This is a genomic window from Phytohalomonas tamaricis (assembly GCF_003012345.1).
Lineage (GTDB): Bacteria > Pseudomonadota > Gammaproteobacteria > Pseudomonadales > Halomonadaceae > Phytohalomonas > Phytohalomonas tamaricis.
Genome location: NZ_PVRV01000020.1, coordinates 710,045 through 732,372, shown reverse-complemented (window position 1 = coordinate 732,372; position 22,328 = coordinate 710,045). Strand labels below are relative to the sequence as shown.

The following is a 22,328-nucleotide window of genomic DNA, read 5'->3' as shown; positions in this document are numbered from 1 at the left end:
AAGACGCTAGCGAGAGCGCGTTTGCCCTGAGGCTTACTCTTCCACTTCCGCGTTGTGATAGACGTTCTGAACGTCGTCCAGATCGTTGAGCATGTTCAGAAACTTCTCAAACATGGCCACGTCATCGCCGCTGACTGGCGTGGTGGTCTGCGGCAGGAACTGAATCTCGTCAACCTCGAAGTCGATTTCGCCAAAAGCATCTGCCAACGCCTGCTTGGCCTTGGCGTATTCGGTATGAGGTGCGAAAACAGTGAGCTTGTCTTCTTCGTTTTCGATATCGGTAACGTCGACATCGGCTTCCATCAGCGCTTCGAGTACGGCTTCTTCGTCATCGCCCTTGAAGGAAAGAATGGCGCAATGATCGAACAGGTGGCTGACGCTGCCTTGCGCGCCGATCTTACTCTTGGTCTTGGTGAAGCAGCCGCGAACGTCGCCAAAGGTCCGGTTGGGGTTGTCGGTCAGGCACTCGACAATCACCATGCAGTTGCCCGGGCCAAAGCCTTCATAGCGAGCCACGGCGAAGTCTTCACCGCCGCCGCCCTTGGCCTTGTCGAGCGCCTTCTCGATTACGTGTGACGGTACCTGCGCCTTCTTGGCGCGGTCAATCAGGCCTCGCAGGGCGAGGTTGCCATCGGGGTCGACGCCACCCGCCTTGGCCACGACATAAATTTCGCGGCCGAACTTACTGTAGACCTTGGTTTTGGCATCGGCCGTCTTGGCCATCGATTCTTTGCGGTTTTGGTAAGCCCTGCCCATGTCGCTATCCAGTCAAGTCATCATCGAAGCGCAGAATTTTACTGAACATCCGCAGGCGCGAACAGGTTTATTTGGCTGGCTGCCTTCACGAAAGCGACGATTAGCGGCGCGCGTTCATGCTTTAAGGCGGCGCGCTCGGGCTGGAATAGGGTGGCAACAAAGAAGGGATGACCGTCGAGTTCGATGGCGCGGATCTCCTCGCTATGATCATCCGCACTGGCACGCAGCGGGCCTGCCACCAGTGCGGCCTGAAACTCGGGATTGATACCGTAACGGCAACGATACCCTTCGCTCGTCTCAGACGCAGCGTAGGCGGTGGCCAACTTAGTGCCAGAAAACAGGCGCACCGTATCGTTGACCTCGACCAGCGCGCACTGCAGTGGCGTAATTACAGCGCGCGTGGCGTCCGGTGTGCTTTCGGCGTGCTCGGCGTCCTGCCAGTTAAGCACGTTGCGGGCATACTCGATCACGGCATGTTGGAAGCCGCCGCAGGTGCCGAGAAAAGGCACGCCGTTTTCCCGTGCGTGCCGGATGGCGAACAATGCGCCTTCCATGCTGCGATACGGTGTGGCCGGGACGCACCATAGAGCGTCGAATTTCAGGAATTGTGAAGGTGCGGTGATGTGCTCGGTGGGCAGCCATTCGGCGCGGACTTCGATACCCAGCTCATCGCCGGCTTGATTCAGTGCCAGTGGAATCGCCTGATGAGCAGGAACCGTCGGGTCATAGTCGCCTACCAGGCCAATTGAAACGGGGTTGTTCATGGTTTTTATCGTTCTCTGCGCGGCAGTAGATCGACATAGCTTACTATGCTTCGTGAGCATCACAGAAAGGTCATTGAAATCGCGTTAGGGAACTTATGAGACTTTGGTCATTACATCCACGTTATCTGGATGCGAAGGGGCTTGTTGCCCTCTGGCGGGAAGGGCTGCTGGCCCAGAAGGTGCTGCAGGGCGCAACGAAAGGGTATAAAAACCATCCTCAGCTGATGCGCTTTAAACGTACCGATGACCCTGTAGGCGCGGTGGCCCGTTACCTGAGTAGTGTGGTCGATGAAGCGGATAGACGAGGTTACAACTTTGATCGCAGCAAAATCGATGAACGCGGCTTCGCAGCGCGGTTGCCAGTGACCGTCGGACAGCGTGACTATGAAGTAACTCATCTGCTCGCCAAGCTAGAAGTCAGGGACCATGCCCGCTATCTGCAGCTTGGCGAGGTTGAGGCCGTCGAGCTTCATCCTCTGTTCATTGCGATCGACGGCGACGTCGAGCTATGGGAAATCGTTTGATTTTTATCGCACACGCTATTGATCCGGGGCGTTCAGGCGAGCGCTTGGCTCTACAGCCGCTTGATCCGCTGCCAGCGCAGGCTTCTTTATCAATAGCAGATACGCCACCAGTGCGCCGGCGCCGGCCAGCATGATGACAAAAGCCATTGGCAGCGCCGTGCCGTTGTAGAGACGGCCAACAAGTGCACTGGTGATCCCCGCTGCGCTCATCTGGATGAAACCTAGCAGCGCGGCGGCCGTGCCCGCCATATGATGAAAGGGCATCAAGGCTCCGGCGATCAGCTGCGGCATGATAAATCCGGCGCCGATGGCGTAGACAAGCTGCGGCCCGATTAGCGTGGCCGGCGAACCGACGCCGAGCAGCACGACGCTCACCATCAGCGCACCCGCTAAGGCCAGCAGCGTGGCGCCAGCAATGACCAGGCGGTGAGCGCCGACGCGTGGCGCCAGCCGTGCCCCTGCCAGACTGCCGGTAATGAAAGCGCCAACGACGAACATGAAATACCAGCCAAAATTAGCCTCCGGCACGTTGAACAGCTCGATCAATACGAACGGAGCACCCGACATGAAGCCGTAGTGGCCGGCGAACATCATGCTCACCGCGAGCGCATGACCGAGGAAAGTGCGGTTCGTGATCACGGTGCGGTAGTTGTGCAGCACTGAACGGGGATGTAGCGGCTGGCGGCGATCACGCGGCAACGACTCGGACAGCGCTATGCTGACCACCACCAACATCAGCGCTGCGTAAATCATCAGCACGGCGAAGATGGCGGGCCAGCCGAAGTGCACCAGCAGGACGCCGCCGGCCACCGGCGCGACGGCGGGGGCTAGCGCGGTGGTACTGCCCATGTAGGCTAGCATGCGTGCGGCGTCGGCCGGTGCGAAGGTATCGCGCACGACTGCCTGGGAAAGCACCATGCCTGCGGCAGCCCCAAAGGCTTGCAGAAAGCGGTAGGCAAGCAGCGTGCCAATGGTATCAGCCAGCAGACAGCCCAGACTGCCGAGCACGAACAGTGCCATACCGGTCAGCAGCAGCGGCTTGCGCCCGAAGCGGTCGGCCAATGGCCCGCAGATGAGCTGTGCCACGGCGAGCCCACCCATGTAGACGCTGAGCGTAAGCTGAATCTGATCCGCACCGACACCGAAAGCCCGTGTCATGGCCGGAAAGGCGGGCAGGTACATGGAGGTGGCCAGCGGGCCGAGTGCCGTCATGGCCGCAAGGACAAGAACCATGCCGGGGGTGTTGAGTTTGATCATGAAAGCCAGTGTTCTTGTTAAAGTAGGCGAAATTGCAATCCTTCCTAGTGTAACCGCTTGGATGACAACATCCTTAGCCATTGCATTATTTTTCAGCTAGACACGTCTGCCAAGTCGCAGCGGTGCGCCGCATCAGAGATGAGAGGCGGAGGATGGCTGCCGTGGGGCGGGTGCCCCACGGCGTTGCGATCTAGGGAGGCGTTGGGTCGATACAGGCTACGTTGGAATTTCTATGTCCAGCGTGGCAAGGCAGTGCGAAAGTGATTCCCTGCTGATTTGCTCGTAAAGCGCGAATTCGTTGGCGACGCTGACGCCTAATGCTTCCTCGAAAGCCTGCTGATTGGCCTGCTGGGTGTAGCTGGCGATGCTGCTTTCACCCAGGTTGGACTGGAAGATGCCGGCTGCGCTGACCGGCAGGAAATCCTCATAGATAATCGGCGCGGTAGTAATCATACCGCGCTCGATCAGGGTCTCGATGCGTGCTGTCGATTCACTGGGCAGCTCGTCGGCAGGAAATGGCATGGCATGCCCGGCCAGCCGATAGCGATAGTAGGCCAGACCCTCGCGGCGCAGCATCGCCTCGTCGTCGGGAAAGTCAGTGAAGGCGTGCTGCAGTGCCTGTTGATAGGCTTCACCGCTCAGCCCTTGGGTGAGTGTCTTGGCATCGTCGAGCAGCCGATCATAGAGGGCGCGACCTTTAGGCGTCAGCGCCACGCCGCGCTGTTCGATCTCGCCGAAGCGGGCGGTATGCGACCCTTGCTGTGTATCGTTGTCGGCGCAGCGAAACAGGATATTTTCCTCCAGCGCCTTGAAGCTGGTCTGGCGCAACAGGATCGGACAGCACCGTCTGGGTGGGCCTTCGATTGTTGCCTTTGGTGTGATGCCGTGATTCGGCATGCCCGCCTGGGTCGCGTCGATATCAAGGGTGCGCGGCGTTAGATGGTTGATGTGTGGTCCTTTGAAACAGACCACATCGGCGATCAGACGATGAGCGTCGTGCAGCGCGTCATAGGTGGAGCGGTCAACGGTGGCGTGGCTATGCCAGCGGAAGGTTTCGAGCGCTTCCAGCACAAAGGCGGTGGCCCGATCGTCATCAAAGCCGCCTTGTTGATCATGGGTATCGAGCAATTCAAGCGCGGCGGGAGTGAATATCTGGCGCTTCGATAAAATTTCGCGGGTTTGGGTACGCAGCGCATCGTCCTCGATCAGCTCGAGGCGCAGCAACGACGTGAAGACGCGAAACGGGTTACGCGCCAGCGATTGTTCATCGATAGGGCGAAAGGCGGTGGCGTGTACCGGCACGTCGGCTGGCGTCAGGTCGTAATAGCCCACCGGCATCATGCCCATCACTGCAAACAGCCGACGCATAGTAGCGAGTTCATCGGCGGTGCCGAGACGAATCGCACCGTGGCGCTCGATATCGAGCCGAGTCAGTGCGTCATCGCCCTCCGCAGCATCGAGCGCCTCGGGGTGCTCGTGAAGGGTACGCGCGTTGACCTCGGCAACCAGTTCCAGCAAAGCGCCGTACTGCGGTACTTCCTCGCGATACATCTCGGACATGGCGTGCGAGAAACGGGTGCGGATATCATCGGGACTGACGAAGTGCGCCGACATGGTAGTGTTCCCCCTCGATACGGCTGGATGAGCGCTGACGCAACATGCATTGACACAGTGCAATGAGTATCGATTTAACGCGCCGCTCTCATCGTCTGCAATAGGACATGGATAAGAAAGGGCAGAAACAGGAAGGGGCGGACGCCAGTGTCCCGCAGGCAGGTAGCATATGGAGGCGGTAACCCGTCAACGGCACGCTCCGCAGCGAGCAATGCATGGCTCAAGGAGAAAAGCTGTGAATAATTTCAAGATCGCTGTCGCTCAGGTGCCCAGCGTCAAGGGTGACATCGCGTGCAACATCGCCACCCATCTCCAGGCAATCGCCGTGGCAGGGGCAGAGGGCGTCTCGGTGTTGATATTCCCTGAGCTGTCACTGACCGGCTATGAGCCTGAACTGGCCGCGGCGCTGGCATTTACATGTGATGATTCACGCCTTGCACCGCTGATCGAGGCGGCACGCGCTCATAATCTGTACATCATCGTCGGCGCGCCGCTGGCGGGTGATCCACTACCGCGCATCGGCGCGCTGATCGTCTCTCCGACGGGCGAGGTGTCGAGCTATGCAAAGATGTACCTGCACGAGGGCGAGGAGTGCTACTTTAGCCCCGGCGATGCCCATCACCTGCTTGATATCGGTGGGCACACGATGGCGCTCGCCGTTTGTGCCGATACCTCCCAGGCTGCCCATGCGAGTGCTTGCGCTGCGCAGGGCGCCGATATCTATCTGACCAGCATGTTGATCTCGGCAAATGGCTATGAGCACGATACCGTGCAGCTGGCTAGTTATGCGCGCGACCACAAGATGCTTGTGGCAATGGCCAATCACAACCGCCCGACGGGCGGCTTGGCTGCAATCGGTAAAAGTGCGATGTGGACGGCCGCGGGGCGATTGGCCTGTGCCGATGAAGCTCAGAGCGCATTGGTGACTGCCCAGACGACAGCGGCAGGCTGGATAGCCGAGGTGGTCACGGTGTAAACGCCGTTCCGAATGCTGTAAGCCCGCCTTTTGGGGTGGGCTTACGTGCTCATGATGCCATGGCGAGACGGCTTTCGAGCGCATCGACCGGTTCTGGTCGACCGAAGTAGTAGCCTTGATGGACACGACAGCCCAACTGTTCAAGCAGCGCGAACTGTTCGTAGCTTTCCACCCCTTCGGCCACAACCTTGAACTTGAGGCTGGCCGCAAGCGCAATGATCGTCCTGACGATAGCGGCATCGTTGGCGTCAACGAGGATATCGCGCACAAAGGCGACGTCGAGCTTGAGCGTGCTGAAGGGCAGGCACTTGAGGTAGGTCAGCGATGAATAGCCGGTGCCGAAGTCATCGAGTGCGAAGCTAACACCATGAGTGTTGAGCTGCTCCATCTTGCTGATAGCGTCATCGAGGTCAGTCATCAGCAGGCTTTCAGTCAATTCCAGCGTCAGGCGTTCGCCCGGCGTGCCGTGACGGCGCATCACGGCGAGCGTGCGAAACACGAAGTCGGGTTGCTGGAACTGGCGCACGCTGACGTTGACCGACAGTCTAAGTGATGCCATCGCCGGGATGCGTGCCCAGGCGGCAAGTTGAGCGCAGGCCGAATCCAGAACCCAATCACCCAAGGGCAGAATCAGGCCGCTCTCTTCGGCCAGCGGGATGAACACCCCCGGCGACACCATGCCGCGCTCAGGATGCTGCCAGCGTACCAGAGACTCCGCGCCGATGATCTTGCCGCTGGAATCGACCTGTGACTGGTAGTAAAGCCGTAGCTGATCGCCCTCATTAAGGGCCTGGCGCAGATCCGTTTCGAGTTGAACGCGCTCATTAAGATCATGCTCCATACTCGGCTCGAAGAAACGCACCGTGTTGCCGCCCGCCTGCTTGGCATGTGACAAGGCAAGACTGGCCTGCTTAACCAGATTATCCACCGTGTTTTGACCACCATGAAAGAGCGCGGTGCCGAAGCTGCTGGTAGTGACGTGGTGAACGTCGGCAAGCCTGTAGTCGGTATTGATTGAATGCTGAATCGCTTTAATTGCCGCGATGACAGCGGCAATCGCTTCACGTTCATTTTGCGGCAGTTGGGTTATTGCCAGAGCAAATTCATTACCACCGAGCCGGGCAATATTGATTTCTTCCTTGCTGAAGGCACACAGCTTTTGCGCGATGTTGCAAAGCAGCATGTCGCCTTTAGCGTGGCCGAAGGTATCGTTAAGCAGCTTGAACTTGTCGATGTCGATGAGCACCAGTGCGCCATGGCTGTTGGTCTGGGCGCATTCCTCTCTCGTCGCGTGCAAGCGGTCATAAAGTAAGCGCCGGTTGGGCAGGCCGGTTAATGCGTCGTAGTAGGCGAGGTGGCGGATCTTTTCTTCCGAGTCGCGCTGGGTGCTGATATCGCTCAGCGTGGCCACGCAGTGGCGCAGCGGACTACGGCGGTAATCAACAAAGCTGACACTCAGGCGTGCAGGGAAGCGTTCGCCACCTTTGCGCTGTGCGTCAATTTCGCCCTGCCATTTGCCGCGGTCGCGAAGGTTTTCTTGCACATACTCGGTAATCGACCTGACGCTGGAGCCATGTTCCAGCATGGCGATAGGGTGACCGAGAACTTCGTCTTCTTCATAGCCGGTGATATGCGTGAAGGCGCGGTTACACATCAGAATCCGGCCCTCTTCATCAAGCAGCAACAGGCCATCGTTGATCGCGGTGATGATCTCAAGCAGACGGTCACGAGACATATTCGCCAGCTGTTCGTTGTGCTGTAGGCGACGGTCGATGAATATCACGGTCAAGGTCGCGGCGACGACAAAAATGGTCCCGCCCAGCACGCTCCAGGCCAGCCAGGATACGTGATGCTGATGATGCTCGGTAGCTTCAGACGGTATGTAGTGGGCGGCGAACATTGCGGTGTAGTGCATGCCGCTAATCGCCAGCGCGATGATGGCGGCGACCACGAGATGTCGCAGATCGATGCCGAGCCAAGCAGGCAGATTAATTCGCAGGCGATGGGCATAGAGGGCAGTGATGCCGAGCGAGACGGCAGTTACTAGAGACAGCAAAAATAGCGGTGAGTAGTAGCTCAGCGTTGCTGGCATACGCATCGCGGCCATGCCGAGATAATGCATCAGGCCGATGCCGACACCCAATACGACGCCGCCGAGCAGAGAGGTCTTATGGGTGGGGGTGGGCCTGGCGATGATAGTCAGGGTATAGGCGCTGCATAGGATCGCTGGTACGCCAGACAAAAGCGTAAGACCAACGTCATAGCTCATTTTTACAGGGAGTTGATAAGCCAGCATGCCGACGAAATGCATGCTCCATACGCCGATGCCGAACATGATAGCGCCGGCCCATAGCCACGTCAGCCGGCGGCTACGAGTAGGCGCGTCACGCAGCTGCTCGGCAATCAGCAATCCCGCATAGGCGGCCAGCAGCGCAACGAGATAAGACAGCAGCACAAGGGAATAATCGTAACTGCCGCTGATGGCGGCCTCGGCTGCCGTGCTGTCGGATATAAAATGGATCATGACGCCGCGGATTCCTGGTAAGACGATGTCGCGGCCAAGCAGCGAATGGCTCAGCCGTAGAAATGCGTCGCCTGTCGATATGCCAACAGCAGGCGGTAATACTGCTTAATCGGCTCGGGAGGTTATTTCTTCAGCGGCGTGTAGGGTGAACCCAAGGTGACGTCATGGCGTGTCTACACTTATCAGATATCAAGAGCGTCTATTGATTGAGGTGAGCATGCTCGGAGCTATCGCAGGCGATATTATCGGTTCCATCCACGAGGGATACGCCGCGCAGGACAAGACGTTTGCCCTGTTCACGCCCGCTTCGCGTTTTACCGATGACAGTGTAATGACCATTGCCGTCGCTAGTGTGCGGCGGCAGGGCGAGGACTATGTCACAGCGTTACGCCGCTGGGGTCGGCGCTATCCTGACGCAGGCTATGGCGGCAGATTCAAGCAGTGGCTGGTCGTACGTGAGCCCAAGCCCTACAACAGCTTCGGCAACGGTTCGGCAATGCGAGTTTCACCCGTTGGCTGGGCGTTTGATGCCTTAGATTATGTATTGGCTGAGGCGCGCAGAAGCGCCGAGGTCACACATGATCATCCCGAGGGCATCAAGGGCGCTCAAGCCGTGGCGGGCGCTGTATGGCTAGCGCGTCACGGCGGCGACAAGAAGCAGATCAGGCAGTTCTTCACTGAACGCTTCGGCTACGACTGTTCTGCCAGTCTCGTGCAGTTGCGTGAGCACTCCCATTTCGATGTCACCTGTCAGGGCACGGTGCCTGCTGCTGCAGTGGCTTTTCTCGAAGCAGAGGATTTTGAGGATGCGATTCGCAACGCCGTATCGCTGGGTGGCGATGCCGATACGCTGGCCTGCATCTCAGGCGCGCTAGCACAGGCCTACTATGGCAGTGTGCCGGACGCTATTCGTCATGAAGTACTGGCGCGTCTCGATCAACCGCTGCGCCACGAAGTGGAAGCGTTTACCCAGCGTTATGGCGGTGGCAATTAAAAAGGCATGAGCCTAGTGCTCATGCCTTCAAAAAGTGAACGGTGAAGCTGATGCTTTAACGTGACGAGCCGCGGCGGGCAAGCGCAACGATGCCGAGTGCGGCGCCAGCAAACAGGGTCGCCTTCAGCGCGGGTCGAAGTGATGCTTCGGTGTAGATGCTCGATTTCATTACGTGGCGTTGATAATCCGCGCCTTCCTTCATGTCCGTCGCTGGTTCATGCAGGGCAAAGTGGCGGCGATGCTCCTGCCGTCCGGTCTTTTGCTGGCGAATCATCATCGACTCCATGATCGCGTCGGTCAGGCGCGGCGCGCAGTGGCCCAGGGCGGAAATGAACTTGGCCCCTGCGCCGACAAATATGTCGCGTTTAGGCGTCTCGGCACAGTGAATGATGCTGCGTGCCACCACGGATGGCTCGTAAAGGGGCGGCGGTAACGTAGGCTGCACATCCATGGTGTTTTCGGCATGTTGTGCAAAAGGCGTCGCGATGCTGCTTGGCTTGATGAGCGACACGGCAACAGGGACACCTTCATCCTCAAGCTCCATGCGCAGGGCATCGGTAAAGCCTTTGACCGCATGCTTCGACGCGGAATACATGCCTTGAATCGGTATGGCGCGGTCCGAGACCAGCGAGCCGAGGTTGATGATCACTCCGCCAAAATCGCCACGCACTTCACGAAAGTAACGGGCGGCTTCCAGCGAGCCGTGCACGACGCCCCAGTAGTTCGTTTCGAACAGGCGGCGATGATCCTCCGGGGGAATGTCGAGCATCCTGCCGAAGATGGATACGCCCGCATTGTTGACCCAGGTATCAAAACCACCGAAGCGCTCGATAGCAGTACGCGCTATCTGATGGACCTGTTCGGCATTGCCGACATCGGCGACCACATAGGTAGCCTCTCCGCCTTGCTGGGCTAGTTCCTCGACGAGGTGACGCAGTGCATCCTCGTCGCGTGCCGCCAGCACTACACGTGCACCGCCGGCGACAGCCATGCGCGCAGTTGATAAGCCGATGCCTGTAGTCGCACCAGTGATAACGATCGTCTGATCATGGAGCTTCTTCAAGTTCAGTGCCATGCCGCCCTCCTTGTTTGATGCACCGCCACGCACCTTTACGATTGGCGTAAGCGATCCGGTATCCATTCCTTGTCTCTCCGATAAGGATAGAAGCCTTACGTGAATTGCAAACAGGATTTAAACGGGGAGGAGGCTTCTCAATCGCGCCGCGCTATTTAACGTGTGCATTAACGCTTTGACCGGTATGAAGCCGAATGGGGCGGAGGAGCGGATGGCTTGGCGAGCTATCATGCCCATTGTTTTAACTTCAGCGACAATGGACACAGCCCTGTTTATCATCGGCGCGCGTGAGCACAATAGCGCGGCTCATATAGTGACTACTTTTCAAGGAGATGATCATGTCCAGTGCCATCAGTGCCAAAATGAATCGATTACGCATCGTGTCGATGGTGGAGGGCACCACGCTGGTAGTGCTTTTATTCATTGCGGTCCCGCTCAAGCACATGATGGATCTACCCGCCGCTGTCTCGATCATGGGCCCTATCCATGGCGTAGCCTTCCTGCTCTATCTCTGGATGGTATTCAAGACGGTCTCGACTGAAACATGGCACAAGGGCGAAATCGCACGCATGGTGATTGTGGCATTCATTCCCTTTGGCGCCTTTCTGAATGCGCCATTCATGCGACGCAAGGAAAAGGAGCTTAAGACGTTAGCGCCTGCATCTTCTGCCAAATAGTCAGTAAGCCGATTGGTGTAGCCATGCAAGTAACCGGTAGATGAGCCGTTTCGGTATCAACGCGCTGCTTGTACGGGAACACGCCTTGATTCATTTGCAGGGCTGATACCGAAATAGCGTTTGTACTCGCGACTGAACTGGGAAACGCTCTGATAGCCAACAGCGTTGGCCGCGCCGCTAACATTATGATGCTGACTGGTAATCATCAGACGAGCCTTGAGCAGTCGAATACGCTTTTGGTATTGCAGTGGTGAAAGGCAGGTCACTTGCTTGAAGTGATGATGAAACGCCGAGGGGCTCATGTTGACCTCACGTGCCAGCGTCTCGACGGTCAGCGCTGCGGCATAATGGTGATGCAGCGACTGTAATGCACGAGCGATACGCGCATATTGTCCCTGCTGAAACAGCAGTTGCTGTAGCGAGGTTCCCTGGGGGCCTCTAAGCGCTTCGAACAGCACTTCACGTAACCGTCCCTTGCCGAGCGCTTCTTGCATCACGGAATCGTGCAGGCATTCCAATAAATGAACGACGCTGTGACCCATGCGTGTGTCCATGGCGACCGCTGCCATCGGCAGAGGCGTCGTTTGCAGCGGTGCCGGCATCAGCTCGGTCAATTCACCGAGCATGACCAGATCGATGTGAATGGATAGCCCAAGCAGTGGCGTGCCGGCTTCGGCATACGTTTCGCACTCGAAGGGTAGCGGCATGGCCTGGACCAGATAGGTGCCCGCACCGTAGTGAATGGTACGATCTCCTAAATAGCCGACTTTCTCCCCCTGGGCGATGATGACCAGGCTCGGTTCATAGACCAGTGGGGTGCGCGGTTGACTGCATTGGGAAGCAATCAGCTGTAATCCCCCAAGGGACGACGATGTGAAGCCATCGTGCTCGACCAGCGGTGCGATCAGCTCGGCCATGCGACGATTGATCGCCTGAATATCGGCATTATGGGCGATGGTTGGTGGCGTCATTACGTCCTTGGTAGGGTGGTTGGGAATACTGATTATTATGCATGAAATATTGCGTTTGTAGCGTGGTTTTCCTGCTTGTCTAGGAGGATTGGGCAAGTATTGGGCAGGAATGAGTATGGCGACTTGGGCATCAATGACACACACTGTTAGTCGTACAGTGCTTTGCATGAGCGCTGGTAATCATTGTTGATCAGGAGATTTCATGCCAACAGTTGCAAAGGGATATGCCGCGCATTCGGCTGACAAGCCGCTCTCTTCTTTCAGTTTCGAGCGTCGCGATTCACGCCCCGATGACGTATCTATCGATATCCTCTATTGCGGCGTCTGCCATAGCGATCTTCACTTCGCTCGCGATGACTGGGGGATGACCACTTATCCGGTAGTGCCCGGTCATGAGATCGTCGGGCGCGTTACTGCCGTAGGCTCTGACGTCTCCCAGCACAAGGTGGGTGATATTGTTGGTGTCGGATGCATGGTCGATTCCTGCCGTCACTGCGCTGCCTGCAATGATGGCCTTGAACAGTACTGCCTTGAAGGCTTTACCATGACCTATGGCAGCCCCGATCGTCACGATGGCACCTTGACTCAAGGCGGCTACTCCGACGCCATCGTGGTCAGTGAGCGCTTTGTGGTGCGCATGCCAGAAGGCATCGATCTCAAATCAGCGGCGCCGTTGCTGTGCGCGGGTATCACAACTTATTCACCGCTTAAGCATTATGGCGTGAAGCCAGGCCACAAGGTTGGTGTGATCGGCATGGGTGGTCTGGGTCACATGGGCGTCAAGCTGGCCAAGGCGTTTGGTGCTGAAGTCACGCTGTTTACCCGTTCCGAAAGCAAAGTCGAAGAGGCGAAGCGGCAGGGTGCCGATCACGTCATCATTTCCACCGACGAAGCGCAGATGGCATCGGTCGAGGGCAACTTTGATTTCATGCTCGATACCGTACCGGTCCAGCACGACATCAATCCATACCTGACCGCGCTCAAGTATGATGGCGTGCATATTCTGGTAGGCCTGCTGGAGCCGATCGATCCTGCTGTCAGTGGAGGGGCTTTGATCTTCAAGCGCCGTGTACTGGCCGGTTCATTGATCGGTGGTATGCCTGAGACGCAGGAAGTACTCGATTTCTGCGCGAAGCATAACATCACCTGTGATGTTGAAATGATCGACATTCGTGACATCAATACCGCTTATGAGCGCATGATCAAGGGCGATGTGAAATATCGTTTTGTGATCGATATGGCTACGCTCAAGGAAGATGCGGCATAAGCATTGATCACGCGTGATGGTGTGAAGAACCGGTGCCTCAGGGCGCCGGTTTTTTTATACCATGTGTTTTTTACGGGAGCGTAACCGTAGGCTGCAAAGGATGGAGCGATGGCAAGCGATGAGTTTTACATGTTTCGAGCGCTGGATCAGGCCCATCTTGGCCTGCAGCAAGGAGAAGTGCCGATCGGCGCTGTGGTAGTCGATGCAAACGGCGACATCATTGGCGCGGGGTTCAATGCGCCGGTGAGCAGCCACGACCCTTCTTCCCACGCTGAGCTTAATGCCATGCGTGATGCTGCAATTCGGCTGGGCAATTATCGGCTGTTGGACTGTACGCTCTATGTCACCCTGGAGCCCTGCATGATGTGTACCGGGGCGATCATCAATGCTCGTATCAGACGTCTGGTTTACGGCGCTGCCGAGCCGAAGACCGGGATGGTGGAATCGAAGGCTAATCTATTTGCCCAACCCTGGTTCAATCACTATGTAAATATCGAGGGTGGCGTGCTGGCGAGTCGATCCAGCAAGCTGCTCAAGAGCTTTTTTGCGCAACGACGTGAACAAGGCACTTTGTAACCTTGCCTATTAATTATAGTTCGGTGATCTGGCGAAGCAGATGGCTTTTATCAACCTTATCCAATAGTCGAGTCAGCCTCTTTTGCCGCGTATTGGATTAAAGGATACGGTGCTGCGAGCGATATTAGGTAAGCCATCGTAATGTATTGTAACAATGCGTTGGTAGGATCGAGTACGGTACGCGGCAAGAAAAGAGGTGGAATTCGCCATGAGTAACATGATTCAGGTATGGACCAATAGTCTGACCGACAAGTCACTTCTGTATGTTGCCAGCATCATGGAACACGGCAGCGAGAAAAGCGTCATTTTCGAAGATGGCAGGGTCAAGGTGTGTCATGGGGTAGCAGGAGAAGAGGGTGACGCCGTCTATGGCGAGGCGGCCGCTATCCCTAAGCAAGAGTGGCCTGAAATAAAAAAGAAGCTACTGGCTCATTTCGGCGTCGTTGTCTCCATTCCGGTGGCGTTGGTTACCATGGCAAGTCCCGTGATCGAACCTGATGCCGAGAGTGCCTTTACGATTATCTCTCCCACCCGTGCGATGCTGGCTGCTGGAGCCGATGTACTCCCCATATCGATCGACAACGATGAAGCCATGCGTCTGGCGGGTGATGTCTTTTTTGCGATGATGAGTCGCATGTCGTTGGCACGGGACGCGCAGACGGATGCCCGTCTGGAACAGCACGCTGTCTAGCGTAACGAGGGGCATTACACACTATATTCGACGCGGTTGCGTCCGCTGCGCTTAGCGCTATAAAGCGCCTGATCGGCTTCGAGTACCAGCGTCGCCAGATCATGGCGAAGCTCATGGGTGGTAGCGATGCCGATGCTGACGGTAACGGTGTCACCCGTTTCCGGCTGGAACAGGTCAAGGGCGATAATATCGCGCCGGATCTGTTCCGCCAGTATCTTGGCCTGCGTCAATGAACAGTGGGGCAGGCATGCGATGAATTCCTCTCCGCCATAGCGGGCGAGAATACCCGGATGGTCTTCGATCGGTACCCGTGCGGCACTGGCGACCTCCTTGAGATAGCGATCACCTTCCTGATGGCCTAAGCGATCATTAATCGACTTGAAATAGTCGAGATCAATAATCATGACCGTAAGCGGCAGCTCGTCATGATAGGCCTGCACACGCTCCATGAAATAACGGCGATTGGGCAGCTTGGTCAACTCGTCATGACGTGCGAGCCATTCCACCTCCCGCTGCAAAGCGATACGTTTGTTGATCTCGTCAGAGAGGTTGCGATTGGCATGTTGCAACTGCACATGTTCATGCCGTAGACGCAGAAAGAAATACATCATGCTATAGAACAGATAGGTGAGGACGAGCCCAAGTACGAGCGTAACATCGGGCAAAAAGGAGCGCTGCTCGTAAAGGCGGGACAGGGCTGGCCGTATACAGACGGTCAATGCATCATCGCCGACCGCGAGCAGGTTGCAGTACTTTCCCTGGCTGAGATGCTGTGTTGGCCTGATGCGGAAAAACGTGTTGCTATGCTCACTTGCTGTCAGCCCTATCTGCTCTTTAGCAATATATCCACGCTGAGTTTCGAATAGAGCCGTCGGCTCAACGAAATAAGCTATCGCGCCGGGGATTCTTCCAGAATTTAGGCCCGTTACCGGCATGTAATAGATGATTCCACGTCCACCCTCGGGCAGATCCGTTGTCTGAGTAGCACTACTTTCACCATAGACAAGCGCCTGACGCAACGGCTCGTTATCGACGAGGTCATAAAGGTTATGGCCAATCAATCGCGTATTGTTTTCGCTGGGGTAGGTGCGTGCCGCCCGGCCATCTGGAGCAATGTACACGATACGTTTAATATAATTGAAATCATTAACGATCTCCTGTGCCTGACGTGCCCATTCGGTATGGCTCGGGGCCCGATTGAAAAGTCCCCAGAAGCTTGCAAAGCGCCACATTGCTTGTTGCTGGGCATGAAGCGTCTGGCCGAGCCGCTCGGTTACGTTGTCGCTGAGTGTATGCGTGAACGTGTCCATGTCATGTAGGTTCTGTTGATTCTGGTAATGCCAAGCAAACAGCGTTCCGCTGAGAACGACCATGCTGATCACAATGGGTGCGAGTAGAAGTTTGCGAAGCTGCCAGAGCTCGCCTGGCAGGACGCAGGCCTGGGCAAGGATCAACAGCATCAACGCGACGTTAAAGCCTGCCGGTGTGGTAGGTTGTAACTCATTTGCGCTGGACGAGCCGGTTGAAAGATACAGCAACGCCAGCACGGCACCCATCAGCACGAGAATCAGCCGAGCATGGCGATGATGTATGGGCAGCAGGGTACTGAACGTTGCCATACATAACGCCATTAGCGCGAGAATCGGCGGGCGCAGCAGATAGAAGGGCTGGGTATAGGAGGCATCGGTGAAGATGCGCTGCCAGTCTTCAAGGCTAATCCAGCTACGAGGCACCACGTAAGTCGCCAGCAAGGCCAGAATCAGCACGACGATAACCGTACCCGCCATGCAATGCAGTCTTGTGGTCGGTAAGCATCGGGTGAGCTGAAGCAATGCCACGGCGATGAGAAAGAAACCGAACCACCACTGATCATGCGTCGTGATGGTCAGCCAGCCGGACAGGAGCGACAGGAGCAGTGATAAAAGGGTCAACAGGACAGCGATACACGCCATTGGCGTCATTTAATCCTTGCGGCTCGACCCTTGCGGATCAAAGTACAGGCGGAACGGTATCGAACGCATCATCCGTTGATTCTGGGTCGCGGGATAACTCATTCAACGGATAAAACTGCTGCTGGCTGCGATAGATGTAGTTAAGGATTTCGTAATAGCGGCGTATGTTGCGCACATAAAATACAGCAATATTGCCTTGTACGAACCCGTGGCGCACCTGTCGGTACCATTTTCTTTCCTGTAACAGTGGCAAGGCCGTGCGGATGTCCTGCCAGCGATCAGGATTACCCCCACGCAGCTTAACGACATGCCGGGCATCAAACAGATGCCCCAAGCCTATATTATACGCTGCCAGCGCCACCCAGGTACGATCGGGTTCAGGAATGCTCTCCGGCAGGCGTGACTTGACGCTGGCCAGGTAGCGCGCGCCGCCATTGATGCTCTGCTCAGCATCGGTACGGTCATCCACGCCCATGTGATTGGCGGTTGGCGTGGTCAGCATCATCAGGCCGCGCACGCCCGTCGGTGAGACGGCGTCGGGATCCCAGTGCGATTCCTGGTAACCGACAGCGGCGAGCAGCTTCCAGTCAAAGCCCGACTCCGCTGCCGCCGCCTTGAAAGTATCGATATAGTCCGGCAGACGCTGACGAGCCTGGCGAATGAAATGGCGAGCACCAACGTATTCGAGATAATCATCATGGCCAAAGTACTGCTCGATCAGCGCGGTAAGCGTGCCGTTGGCTCTTAATGTGTCGATAAAGGCGTTGGCTTCATCAAGCAGGGCAAAATCGCCGTTATCTGGGAATGCCCAGGCGAGGGTCAGCGTATTACCCAAGGTGAAACCATTCTCAACGCCCGGGAAAAAGAGACGATTCAGTCTGAACTGATGAGCATAGATAACAGCGGCATCGAGCGTGCCGTTGTTGACCAGGCGTAACAGATCGGTCGCCTCAAGGTCGCTGGTTTGTTTCCAGCTAAGCCCGGGATGATCACGCTGAGCATCGCGCAGTGCAAGATCAGCGCCTGAATTGGCAATGACGCCTATATTGCGATCAAGCAAATCGTCGAGTGACGTTATCGGTGGCTGCCCACGGCGGTAAACGACCAGCGGTTGCATGGTCATGATCGGCCGGCTGAAGCGAACGCCAAAGGCAGAAGGATCAAGCGCCAGGCCGGCAGCCCCAAGGTCGGCCTGACCGGTGCGCACCCCGTCGAGCACGCTGGCGATATTATGGTTATGATCAACCGCCAGGCTGACGCCCAAGTAATCGGCGAAGCGTCTTGACAGTTCATATTCGAAGCCCGTGGGGCCCTGACGACCTTCGTAAAAGGTCGTTGGCGTATTACGCGTGAAGACCTGAAGAAAGTCGCGTGCCTTGACGGCGTCAAGCGAGCTGGTGTGGGGCAGCAGGGCGAGATTGGGCAGCAGCAGGGCAATCGTACCCAACAACAACGCCAGCAACCAGCGTAGCCGGCCGGTCAAAGTGTTGAGCATGAAATCGTGTCGGTTAACATAAAGTCACACGATACCGTGTCCGACGCTTTGCTGCCAGTCAGCACTGTGCCGTTAATGTCATCTGTCGATGACACACTGATTTCGTCACAGCCATGCTTTCCAGTATCATAGGACGCTTCTCGGTCGCCACGGGCGCATTGCTCGCCACGTCTTTGACACGACCCCTCCTATTTATGCAGCTGCAGAGGCTTCCTTGGTCATGCTCGAACTGCAAGGTGCGAATGCCCTTTCTTCCTTCCGTCACGCCAAACTTCTCTCGGCCCTGCGTGCAGCAGCGCCTGAGATAGAGGCCATCAGTGCCCGGCATATCTACTTTATCGACATCAATGGTGAGCTTAACGATATCGAACGGGACAGGCTCGCGCGTTTGCTGGATATTGATAACGCTCCATCATCTGGCGATGGCGCACTGTATCTGGTCGTTCCGCGTCTGGGCACGCTGTCACCCTGGTCATCGAAGGCCACCGACATTGCGCGCAACTGCGGGCTAGACAAGATCAGGCGCATCGAGCGAGGTACGGCTTATCGCGTCGTGACCCGAGGGATGCCTACCCGTGAACAGGTCGAGGCCATCAAGACGCACCTTTTTGACCGCATGACCCAGACCGTGCTGTTCGATACAAGCGATGCGGCCAAGCTGTTTGACCGCCATGCGCCGGCACCGCTCGGTCACGTCGATATTCTGGAAGGGGGGCGTGATGCGTTGGAGCGGGCCAATAGCGAGCTTGGTCTGGCACTGGCCAATGACGAGATCGACTATCTGGTCGAGGCGTTCAAAGGGCTTGAGCGCAATCCTTCTGATGTCGAATTGATGATGTTCGCGCAGGCCAACTCCGAGCACTGCCGTCACAAGATTTTTAACGCCGATTGGACCATCGATGATGAGCCGCAGCCGCGCTCGCTATTCAAGATGATCAAGAACACTTACGAATGTTCATCTCAGGATGTTCTCTCTGCCTATAGCGATAACTCGGCGGTTATCCGCGGTCACGAGGCGGGGCGTTTCTTTCCGGCGCCAACCGATCACTGCTATGGCTACCATCAGGAGCCTATTCACATCCTGATGAAGGTCGAGACGCACAATCATCCGACTGCCATTGCCCCTCATCCGGGCGCGGCTACCGGTGCGGGCGGCGAGATCCGCGATGAAGGTGCGACCGGAGTGGGCAGTAAACCCAAGGCGGGACTGACCGGCTTCACGGTTTCCAATCTGCGTATCCCTGAATTTGTACAGCCGTGGGAAGCGTACGACTACGGCAAGCCGGAACGGATCAAGAGCGCGCTCGATATCATGATCGAAGCGCCCATCGGCGGTGCGGAGTTCAACAATGAGTTCGGCCGTCCCAATCTGGCCGGCTACTTCCGTACCTACGAGCACGATGCGGTCGGTATAGACGGGGTCGAGCGTCGCGGCTATCACAAGCCAATCATGCTTGCTGGCGGCTACGGCAACATTCGTGAACAGCATGTCGAGAAAGGAGAGATTCCGGTCGGTGCCAAGCTGATCGTGATGGGCGGCCCTGCGATGCTGATTGGCCTCGGCGGCGGTGCAGCCTCATCGATTTCTTCAGGACAAGGCAGCGAGGATCTCGATTTTGCTTCCGTGCAGCGTGGCAATGCCGAAATGGAGCGGCGCGCCCAGGAGGTGATCGACCGCTGCTGGGCGCTGGGCGACGACAATCCGATCTGCTTTATTCATGACGTCGGTGCGGGTGGGTTGTCCAACGCGCTGCCGGAGCTGGTCAAGGATGGCGAGCGTGGTGGCGTCTTCGAGCTGCGCGCCGTGCCCAACGCCGAACCAGGCATGAGCCCGCTAGAAATCTGGTGTAACGAAGCTCAAGAGCGCTACGTGCTGGCGGTACCGGCCGAGCAGCTTGAGGTGTTCGAAGCGCTATGTGCCCGTGAACGCTGCCCGTTTGCCGTAGTCGGTGAAGCGGCTGAAGCGCATCATTTAAGCGTGCATGACGGTCATTTCGATACCTTCCCTGTCGATCTACCGATGAGCGTGCTGTTTGGCAAGCCGCCAAAGATGAATCGTGAATTTACCCGTCAGAGCGTCGAGTTACCGGGCGTGAGGCTTGAAAACCTCGATCTTGTTGAAGCCTTCAAACGCGTACTTACGCTACCCGCTGTCGCCTCGAAGAGTTTCCTGATCACGATCGGTGACCGCTCGATTACCGGCCAGGTGGCGCGTGATCAGATGGTTGGGCCGTGGCAGGTGCCGGTGGCTGACTGTGCGGTAACCACCTCGTCTTATGACACCCACAAGGGCGAGGCGATGGCAATGGGCGAGCGCACCCCGGCAGCGCTGATCTCTGCCGCGGCCTCGGCGCGTATGGCCGTTGCCGAAACGATTACCAATATTGCTGCCGCGCCGATCGCCAAGCTGGCGGATATCAAGCTGTCTGCCAACTGGATGAGCGCCGCTGACCACCCCGGCGAAAATCAGGCGTTGTATGAGGCGGTGTACGCGGTGGGCATGGAGCTGTGCCCGCAGCTCGGCCTGACCATTCCGGTCGGCAAGGACTCGATGTCGATGCGCACTGCGTGGCGTGATAGTGACCACGATAAAGCAGTGATCGCACCGCTATCGCTGATCGTGTCCAGCTTCGCGCCGGTGAGCGATGTCTTGAAGACGCTGACGCCACAGCTCAAGACCGATCAGGGCGAGACCGACCTGATCCTGATCGATCTGGGGCGTGGCAAGAACCGCCTCGGCGCCTCGGCGCTGGCACAAGTCTACGGTCAGGTCGGCAACGACACGCCTGACCTCGATGATCCCGAGGACCTCAAAGCATTCTTTGCGGTTATTCAGGGGCTCAATGGCGACGACAAGTTACTCGCCTATCACGATCGCAGCGACGGCGGCCTGCTGGTCACGCTTGCTGAAATGGCGTTTGCCGGTCATGTGGGTCTCGACATTACCCTCGACTGGTTGGCCGATGAGCCCAGCACGGCGGTAGATGCACTGTTCGCCGAGGAGCTCGGTGGGGTCATCCAGGTCAAGCGTGATGACACCGAGTTCGTGCTGGCACAGCTCGCCAATGCGGGGTTCGATCATGCCTGTGGGGTCGTCGCTCGTCCGCGTGATGACGATCAACTGCGCGTGACACTGTTTAATACGACGCTGCTTGAAACCAGTCGTACCGCTGCGATCCGCACCTGGAGCGAGACCAGTTATCGGCTGCAAGCGATGCGTGACAATCCCGTCTGCGCCGAGTCTGAATTCGATGCACTGCTCGACGCAAACGACCCGGGGCTGTTTGCCGACACCAGTTTTGATGTCAACGACAACATCGCCGCGCCCTATATCACTCGAGGCGAGCGGCCGAAAGTAGCCATCCTGCGTGAGCAGGGCGTCAACGGTCAGCTCGAAATGGCGGCGAATTTCGATCATGCCGGTTTCGCGGCAATCGATGTGCACATGAGCGACATTATTGCTGGTCGCGTTGATCTCGCTGAGTTTCAGGGCATGGTAGCCTGCGGCGGCTTTTCCTATGGCGATGTGCTCGGCGCCGGTGGTGGCTGGGCCAAGTCGATTCTATTCAATACCCGCGCTCGTGAGCAGTTCGAGGCATTTTTCGCCCGTGGCGACAGCTTCTCGCTTGGCGTCTGCAACGGCTGCCAGATGCTGTCGCAGCTCAAGGAGCTGATTCCCGGCGCTGAAAGCTGGCCGGCCTTCGTGCGCAACGAGTCCGAGCAGTTTGAGGCAAGGGTGGCGATGGTGCAGATCGAAAAGTCGCCATCTCTGTTCCTGGCGGGAATGGAGGGCTCGCGTGTGCCAATTGCTGTGGCTCATGGCGAAGGGTTGGCGAAATTCCGCGACGATGGCCATCTGCGCAGCGTACAGAGCAGCGGTCTGGTCGCGGTGCGCTACGTTGATAATTATGGCCAGGTCACGACGCGTTATCCGGCCAATCCCAACGGCTCGCCGGCCGGTATTACCGGGCTGACCACAAGCGATGGGCGCGTCACTATTCTGATGCCTCACCCCGAGCGCGTCGCACGTGCCGCCACCAACTCGTGGCGTCCGTCTGGCTGGACCGAAGACGGTGCCTGGATGCGGATCTTCCGCAACGCACGCAAGTGGGTGGGCTGAGCCCTAACGCGATTGATGTAAATGTACCCGTGAGTAACGAAAGCGCCCCCGCCGAATGTCGGCGGGGGCGCTTTTTATGGTGACCCCAGTCATTG

Annotated in this window: 17 protein-coding genes; 8 read left to right on the top strand and 9 right to left on the bottom strand. The window is 57.3% G+C overall.

Going from position 1 to position 22,328, the window contains the following annotated elements; all coding sequences use genetic code 11:
- Positions 1–33: 33 nt before the first annotated feature.
- Positions 34–756 (bottom strand): YebC/PmpR family DNA-binding transcriptional regulator, encoded by a 723-nt coding sequence (locus C3Z11_RS08810; RefSeq protein ID WP_106477542.1) that lies wholly within the window; start codon positions 754–756, stop codon positions 34–36.
- A gap of 38 nt (positions 757–794) precedes the next feature.
- Entirely contained in the window at positions 795–1,520 is a 726-nt protein-coding gene (locus tag C3Z11_RS08805; protein WP_106477541.1) for a CTP synthase C-terminal region-related (seleno)protein, read from the bottom strand.
- Between the two features lie 95 nt (positions 1,521–1,615).
- Here C3Z11_RS08805 and C3Z11_RS08800 point away from each other — a divergent pair, with 95 nt between their 5' ends.
- Positions 1,616–2,044, top strand: coding sequence for a pyrimidine dimer DNA glycosylase/endonuclease V (locus C3Z11_RS08800; RefSeq protein WP_106477540.1), 429 nt, complete (start codon positions 1,616–1,618; stop codon positions 2,042–2,044).
- Between the two features lie 15 nt (positions 2,045–2,059).
- Here the strand turns inward: C3Z11_RS08800 and C3Z11_RS08795 are convergent, their stop codons facing one another.
- On the bottom strand, positions 2,060–3,301 hold the full coding sequence (locus C3Z11_RS08795) for a multidrug effflux MFS transporter (RefSeq protein WP_106477539.1): 1,242 nt from the start codon (positions 3,299–3,301) through the stop codon (positions 2,060–2,062).
- Between the two features lie 216 nt (positions 3,302–3,517).
- Entirely contained in the window at positions 3,518–4,915 is a 1,398-nt protein-coding gene (gene hglS / locus C3Z11_RS08790; protein WP_106477538.1) for a 2-oxoadipate dioxygenase/decarboxylase HglS, read from the bottom strand.
- Positions 4,916–5,150: 235 nt separating this feature from the next.
- Here hglS and C3Z11_RS08785 point away from each other — a divergent pair, with 235 nt between their 5' ends.
- Positions 5,151–5,891: a carbon-nitrogen hydrolase family protein gene (locus tag C3Z11_RS08785; RefSeq protein ID WP_158700975.1), complete on the top strand. Its 741-nt coding sequence runs from the start codon at positions 5,151–5,153 to the stop codon at positions 5,889–5,891.
- A 49-nt stretch (positions 5,892–5,940) separates the two neighbouring features.
- Here C3Z11_RS08785 and C3Z11_RS08780 read toward each other — a convergent pair whose 3' ends face one another.
- On the bottom strand, positions 5,941–8,415 hold the full coding sequence (locus tag C3Z11_RS08780) for an EAL domain-containing protein (RefSeq protein WP_106477536.1): 2,475 nt from the start codon (positions 8,413–8,415) through the stop codon (positions 5,941–5,943).
- A gap of 217 nt (positions 8,416–8,632) precedes the next feature.
- Here C3Z11_RS08780 and C3Z11_RS08775 point away from each other — a divergent pair, with 217 nt between their 5' ends.
- Entirely contained in the window at positions 8,633–9,409 is a 777-nt protein-coding gene (locus tag C3Z11_RS08775; protein WP_106477535.1) for an ADP-ribosylglycohydrolase family protein, read from the top strand.
- Positions 9,410–9,464: 55 nt separating this feature from the next.
- Here C3Z11_RS08775 and C3Z11_RS08770 read toward each other — a convergent pair whose 3' ends face one another.
- A complete protein-coding gene (locus C3Z11_RS08770) occupies positions 9,465–10,484 on the bottom strand; it encodes an SDR family oxidoreductase (protein ID WP_106477779.1) in 1,020 nt (339 codons plus the stop codon).
- Positions 10,485–10,822: 338 nt separating this feature from the next.
- On the opposite strand from C3Z11_RS08770, the gene C3Z11_RS08765 reads away from it, so the two are divergent.
- Positions 10,823–11,161 (top strand): DUF3817 domain-containing protein, encoded by a 339-nt coding sequence (locus tag C3Z11_RS08765; protein WP_262927308.1) that lies wholly within the window; start codon positions 10,823–10,825, stop codon positions 11,159–11,161.
- 56 nt (positions 11,162–11,217) lie between these two features.
- Here C3Z11_RS08765 and C3Z11_RS08760 read toward each other — a convergent pair whose 3' ends face one another.
- Positions 11,218–12,132, bottom strand: coding sequence for an AraC family transcriptional regulator (locus tag C3Z11_RS08760; RefSeq protein ID WP_106477534.1), 915 nt, complete (start codon positions 12,130–12,132; stop codon positions 11,218–11,220).
- 202 nt (positions 12,133–12,334) lie between these two features.
- On the opposite strand from C3Z11_RS08760, the gene C3Z11_RS08755 reads away from it, so the two are divergent.
- The 3 genes from C3Z11_RS08755 (at position 12,335) to C3Z11_RS08745 (ending at position 14,666) form a co-directional block, all read left to right on the top strand.
- Positions 12,335–13,399 carry an NAD(P)-dependent alcohol dehydrogenase gene (locus C3Z11_RS08755; RefSeq protein ID WP_106477533.1) on the top strand — a complete coding sequence of 355 codons (1,065 nt, stop codon included), beginning with the start codon at positions 12,335–12,337 and terminating at the stop codon, positions 13,397–13,399.
- Between the two features lie 108 nt (positions 13,400–13,507).
- A complete protein-coding gene (gene tadA, locus C3Z11_RS08750; protein WP_106477532.1) occupies positions 13,508–13,975 on the top strand; it encodes a tRNA adenosine(34) deaminase TadA in 468 nt (155 codons plus the stop codon).
- Between the two features lie 208 nt (positions 13,976–14,183).
- The gene (locus tag C3Z11_RS08745) at positions 14,184–14,666 is read left to right on the top strand and encodes a hypothetical protein (protein WP_158700974.1); all 483 of its coding nucleotides are present in this window, start codon (positions 14,184–14,186) and stop codon (positions 14,664–14,666) included.
- Positions 14,667–14,680: 14 nt separating this feature from the next.
- Here the strand turns inward: C3Z11_RS08745 and C3Z11_RS08740 are convergent, their stop codons facing one another.
- Both C3Z11_RS08740 and mltF read right to left on the bottom strand, forming a co-directional pair.
- Positions 14,681–16,618 carry a sensor domain-containing diguanylate cyclase gene (locus C3Z11_RS08740; RefSeq protein WP_158700972.1) on the bottom strand — a complete coding sequence of 646 codons (1,938 nt, stop codon included), beginning with the start codon at positions 16,616–16,618 and terminating at the stop codon, positions 14,681–14,683.
- 37 nt (positions 16,619–16,655) lie between these two features.
- A complete protein-coding gene (gene mltF, locus C3Z11_RS08735; protein ID WP_106477529.1) occupies positions 16,656–18,113 on the bottom strand; it encodes a membrane-bound lytic murein transglycosylase MltF in 1,458 nt (485 codons plus the stop codon).
- Positions 18,114–18,333: 220 nt separating this feature from the next.
- On the opposite strand from mltF, the gene purL reads away from it, so the two are divergent.
- The gene (purL, locus tag C3Z11_RS08730) at positions 18,334–22,233 is read left to right on the top strand and encodes a phosphoribosylformylglycinamidine synthase (RefSeq protein ID WP_106477528.1); all 3,900 of its coding nucleotides are present in this window, start codon (positions 18,334–18,336) and stop codon (positions 22,231–22,233) included.
- Positions 22,234–22,328: the final 95 nt, after the last annotated feature.

What these genes read in the sequence shown, in the direction of transcription:
- C3Z11_RS08810 (WP_106477542.1), bottom strand. Translation starts at nt 756, where the DNA reads ATGGGCAGGGCTTACCAAAACCGCAAAGAATCGATGGCCAAGACGGCC.
- C3Z11_RS08805 (WP_106477541.1), bottom strand. Translation starts at nt 1,520, where the DNA reads ATGAACAACCCCGTTTCAATTGGCCTGGTAGGCGACTATGACCCGACG.
- C3Z11_RS08800 (WP_106477540.1), top strand. Translation starts at nt 1,616, where the DNA reads ATGAGACTTTGGTCATTACATCCACGTTATCTGGATGCGAAGGGGCTT.
- C3Z11_RS08795 (WP_106477539.1), bottom strand. Translation starts at nt 3,301, where the DNA reads ATGATCAAACTCAACACCCCCGGCATGGTTCTTGTCCTTGCGGCCATG.
- hglS (WP_106477538.1), bottom strand. Translation starts at nt 4,915, where the DNA reads ATGTCGGCGCACTTCGTCAGTCCCGATGATATCCGCACCCGTTTCTCG.
- C3Z11_RS08780 (WP_106477536.1), bottom strand. Translation starts at nt 8,415, where the DNA reads ATGATCCATTTTATATCCGACAGCACGGCAGCCGAGGCCGCCATCAGC.
- C3Z11_RS08775 (WP_106477535.1), top strand. Translation starts at nt 8,633, where the DNA reads ATGCTCGGAGCTATCGCAGGCGATATTATCGGTTCCATCCACGAGGGA.
- C3Z11_RS08770 (WP_106477779.1), bottom strand. Translation starts at nt 10,484, where the DNA reads ATGGCACTGAACTTGAAGAAGCTCCATGATCAGACGATCGTTATCACT.
- C3Z11_RS08765 (WP_262927308.1), top strand. Translation starts at nt 10,823, where the DNA reads ATGTCCAGTGCCATCAGTGCCAAAATGAATCGATTACGCATCGTGTCG.
- C3Z11_RS08760 (WP_106477534.1), bottom strand. Translation starts at nt 12,132, where the DNA reads ATGACGCCACCAACCATCGCCCATAATGCCGATATTCAGGCGATCAAT.
- C3Z11_RS08755 (WP_106477533.1), top strand. Translation starts at nt 12,335, where the DNA reads ATGCCAACAGTTGCAAAGGGATATGCCGCGCATTCGGCTGACAAGCCG.
- tadA (WP_106477532.1), top strand. Translation starts at nt 13,508, where the DNA reads ATGGCAAGCGATGAGTTTTACATGTTTCGAGCGCTGGATCAGGCCCAT.
- C3Z11_RS08745 (WP_158700974.1), top strand. Translation starts at nt 14,184, where the DNA reads ATGAGTAACATGATTCAGGTATGGACCAATAGTCTGACCGACAAGTCA.
- C3Z11_RS08740 (WP_158700972.1), bottom strand. Translation starts at nt 16,618, where the DNA reads ATGGCGTGTATCGCTGTCCTGTTGACCCTTTTATCACTGCTCCTGTCG.
- mltF (WP_106477529.1), bottom strand. Translation starts at nt 18,113, where the DNA reads ATGCTCAACACTTTGACCGGCCGGCTACGCTGGTTGCTGGCGTTGTTG.
- purL (WP_106477528.1), top strand. Translation starts at nt 18,334, where the DNA reads ATGCTCGAACTGCAAGGTGCGAATGCCCTTTCTTCCTTCCGTCACGCC.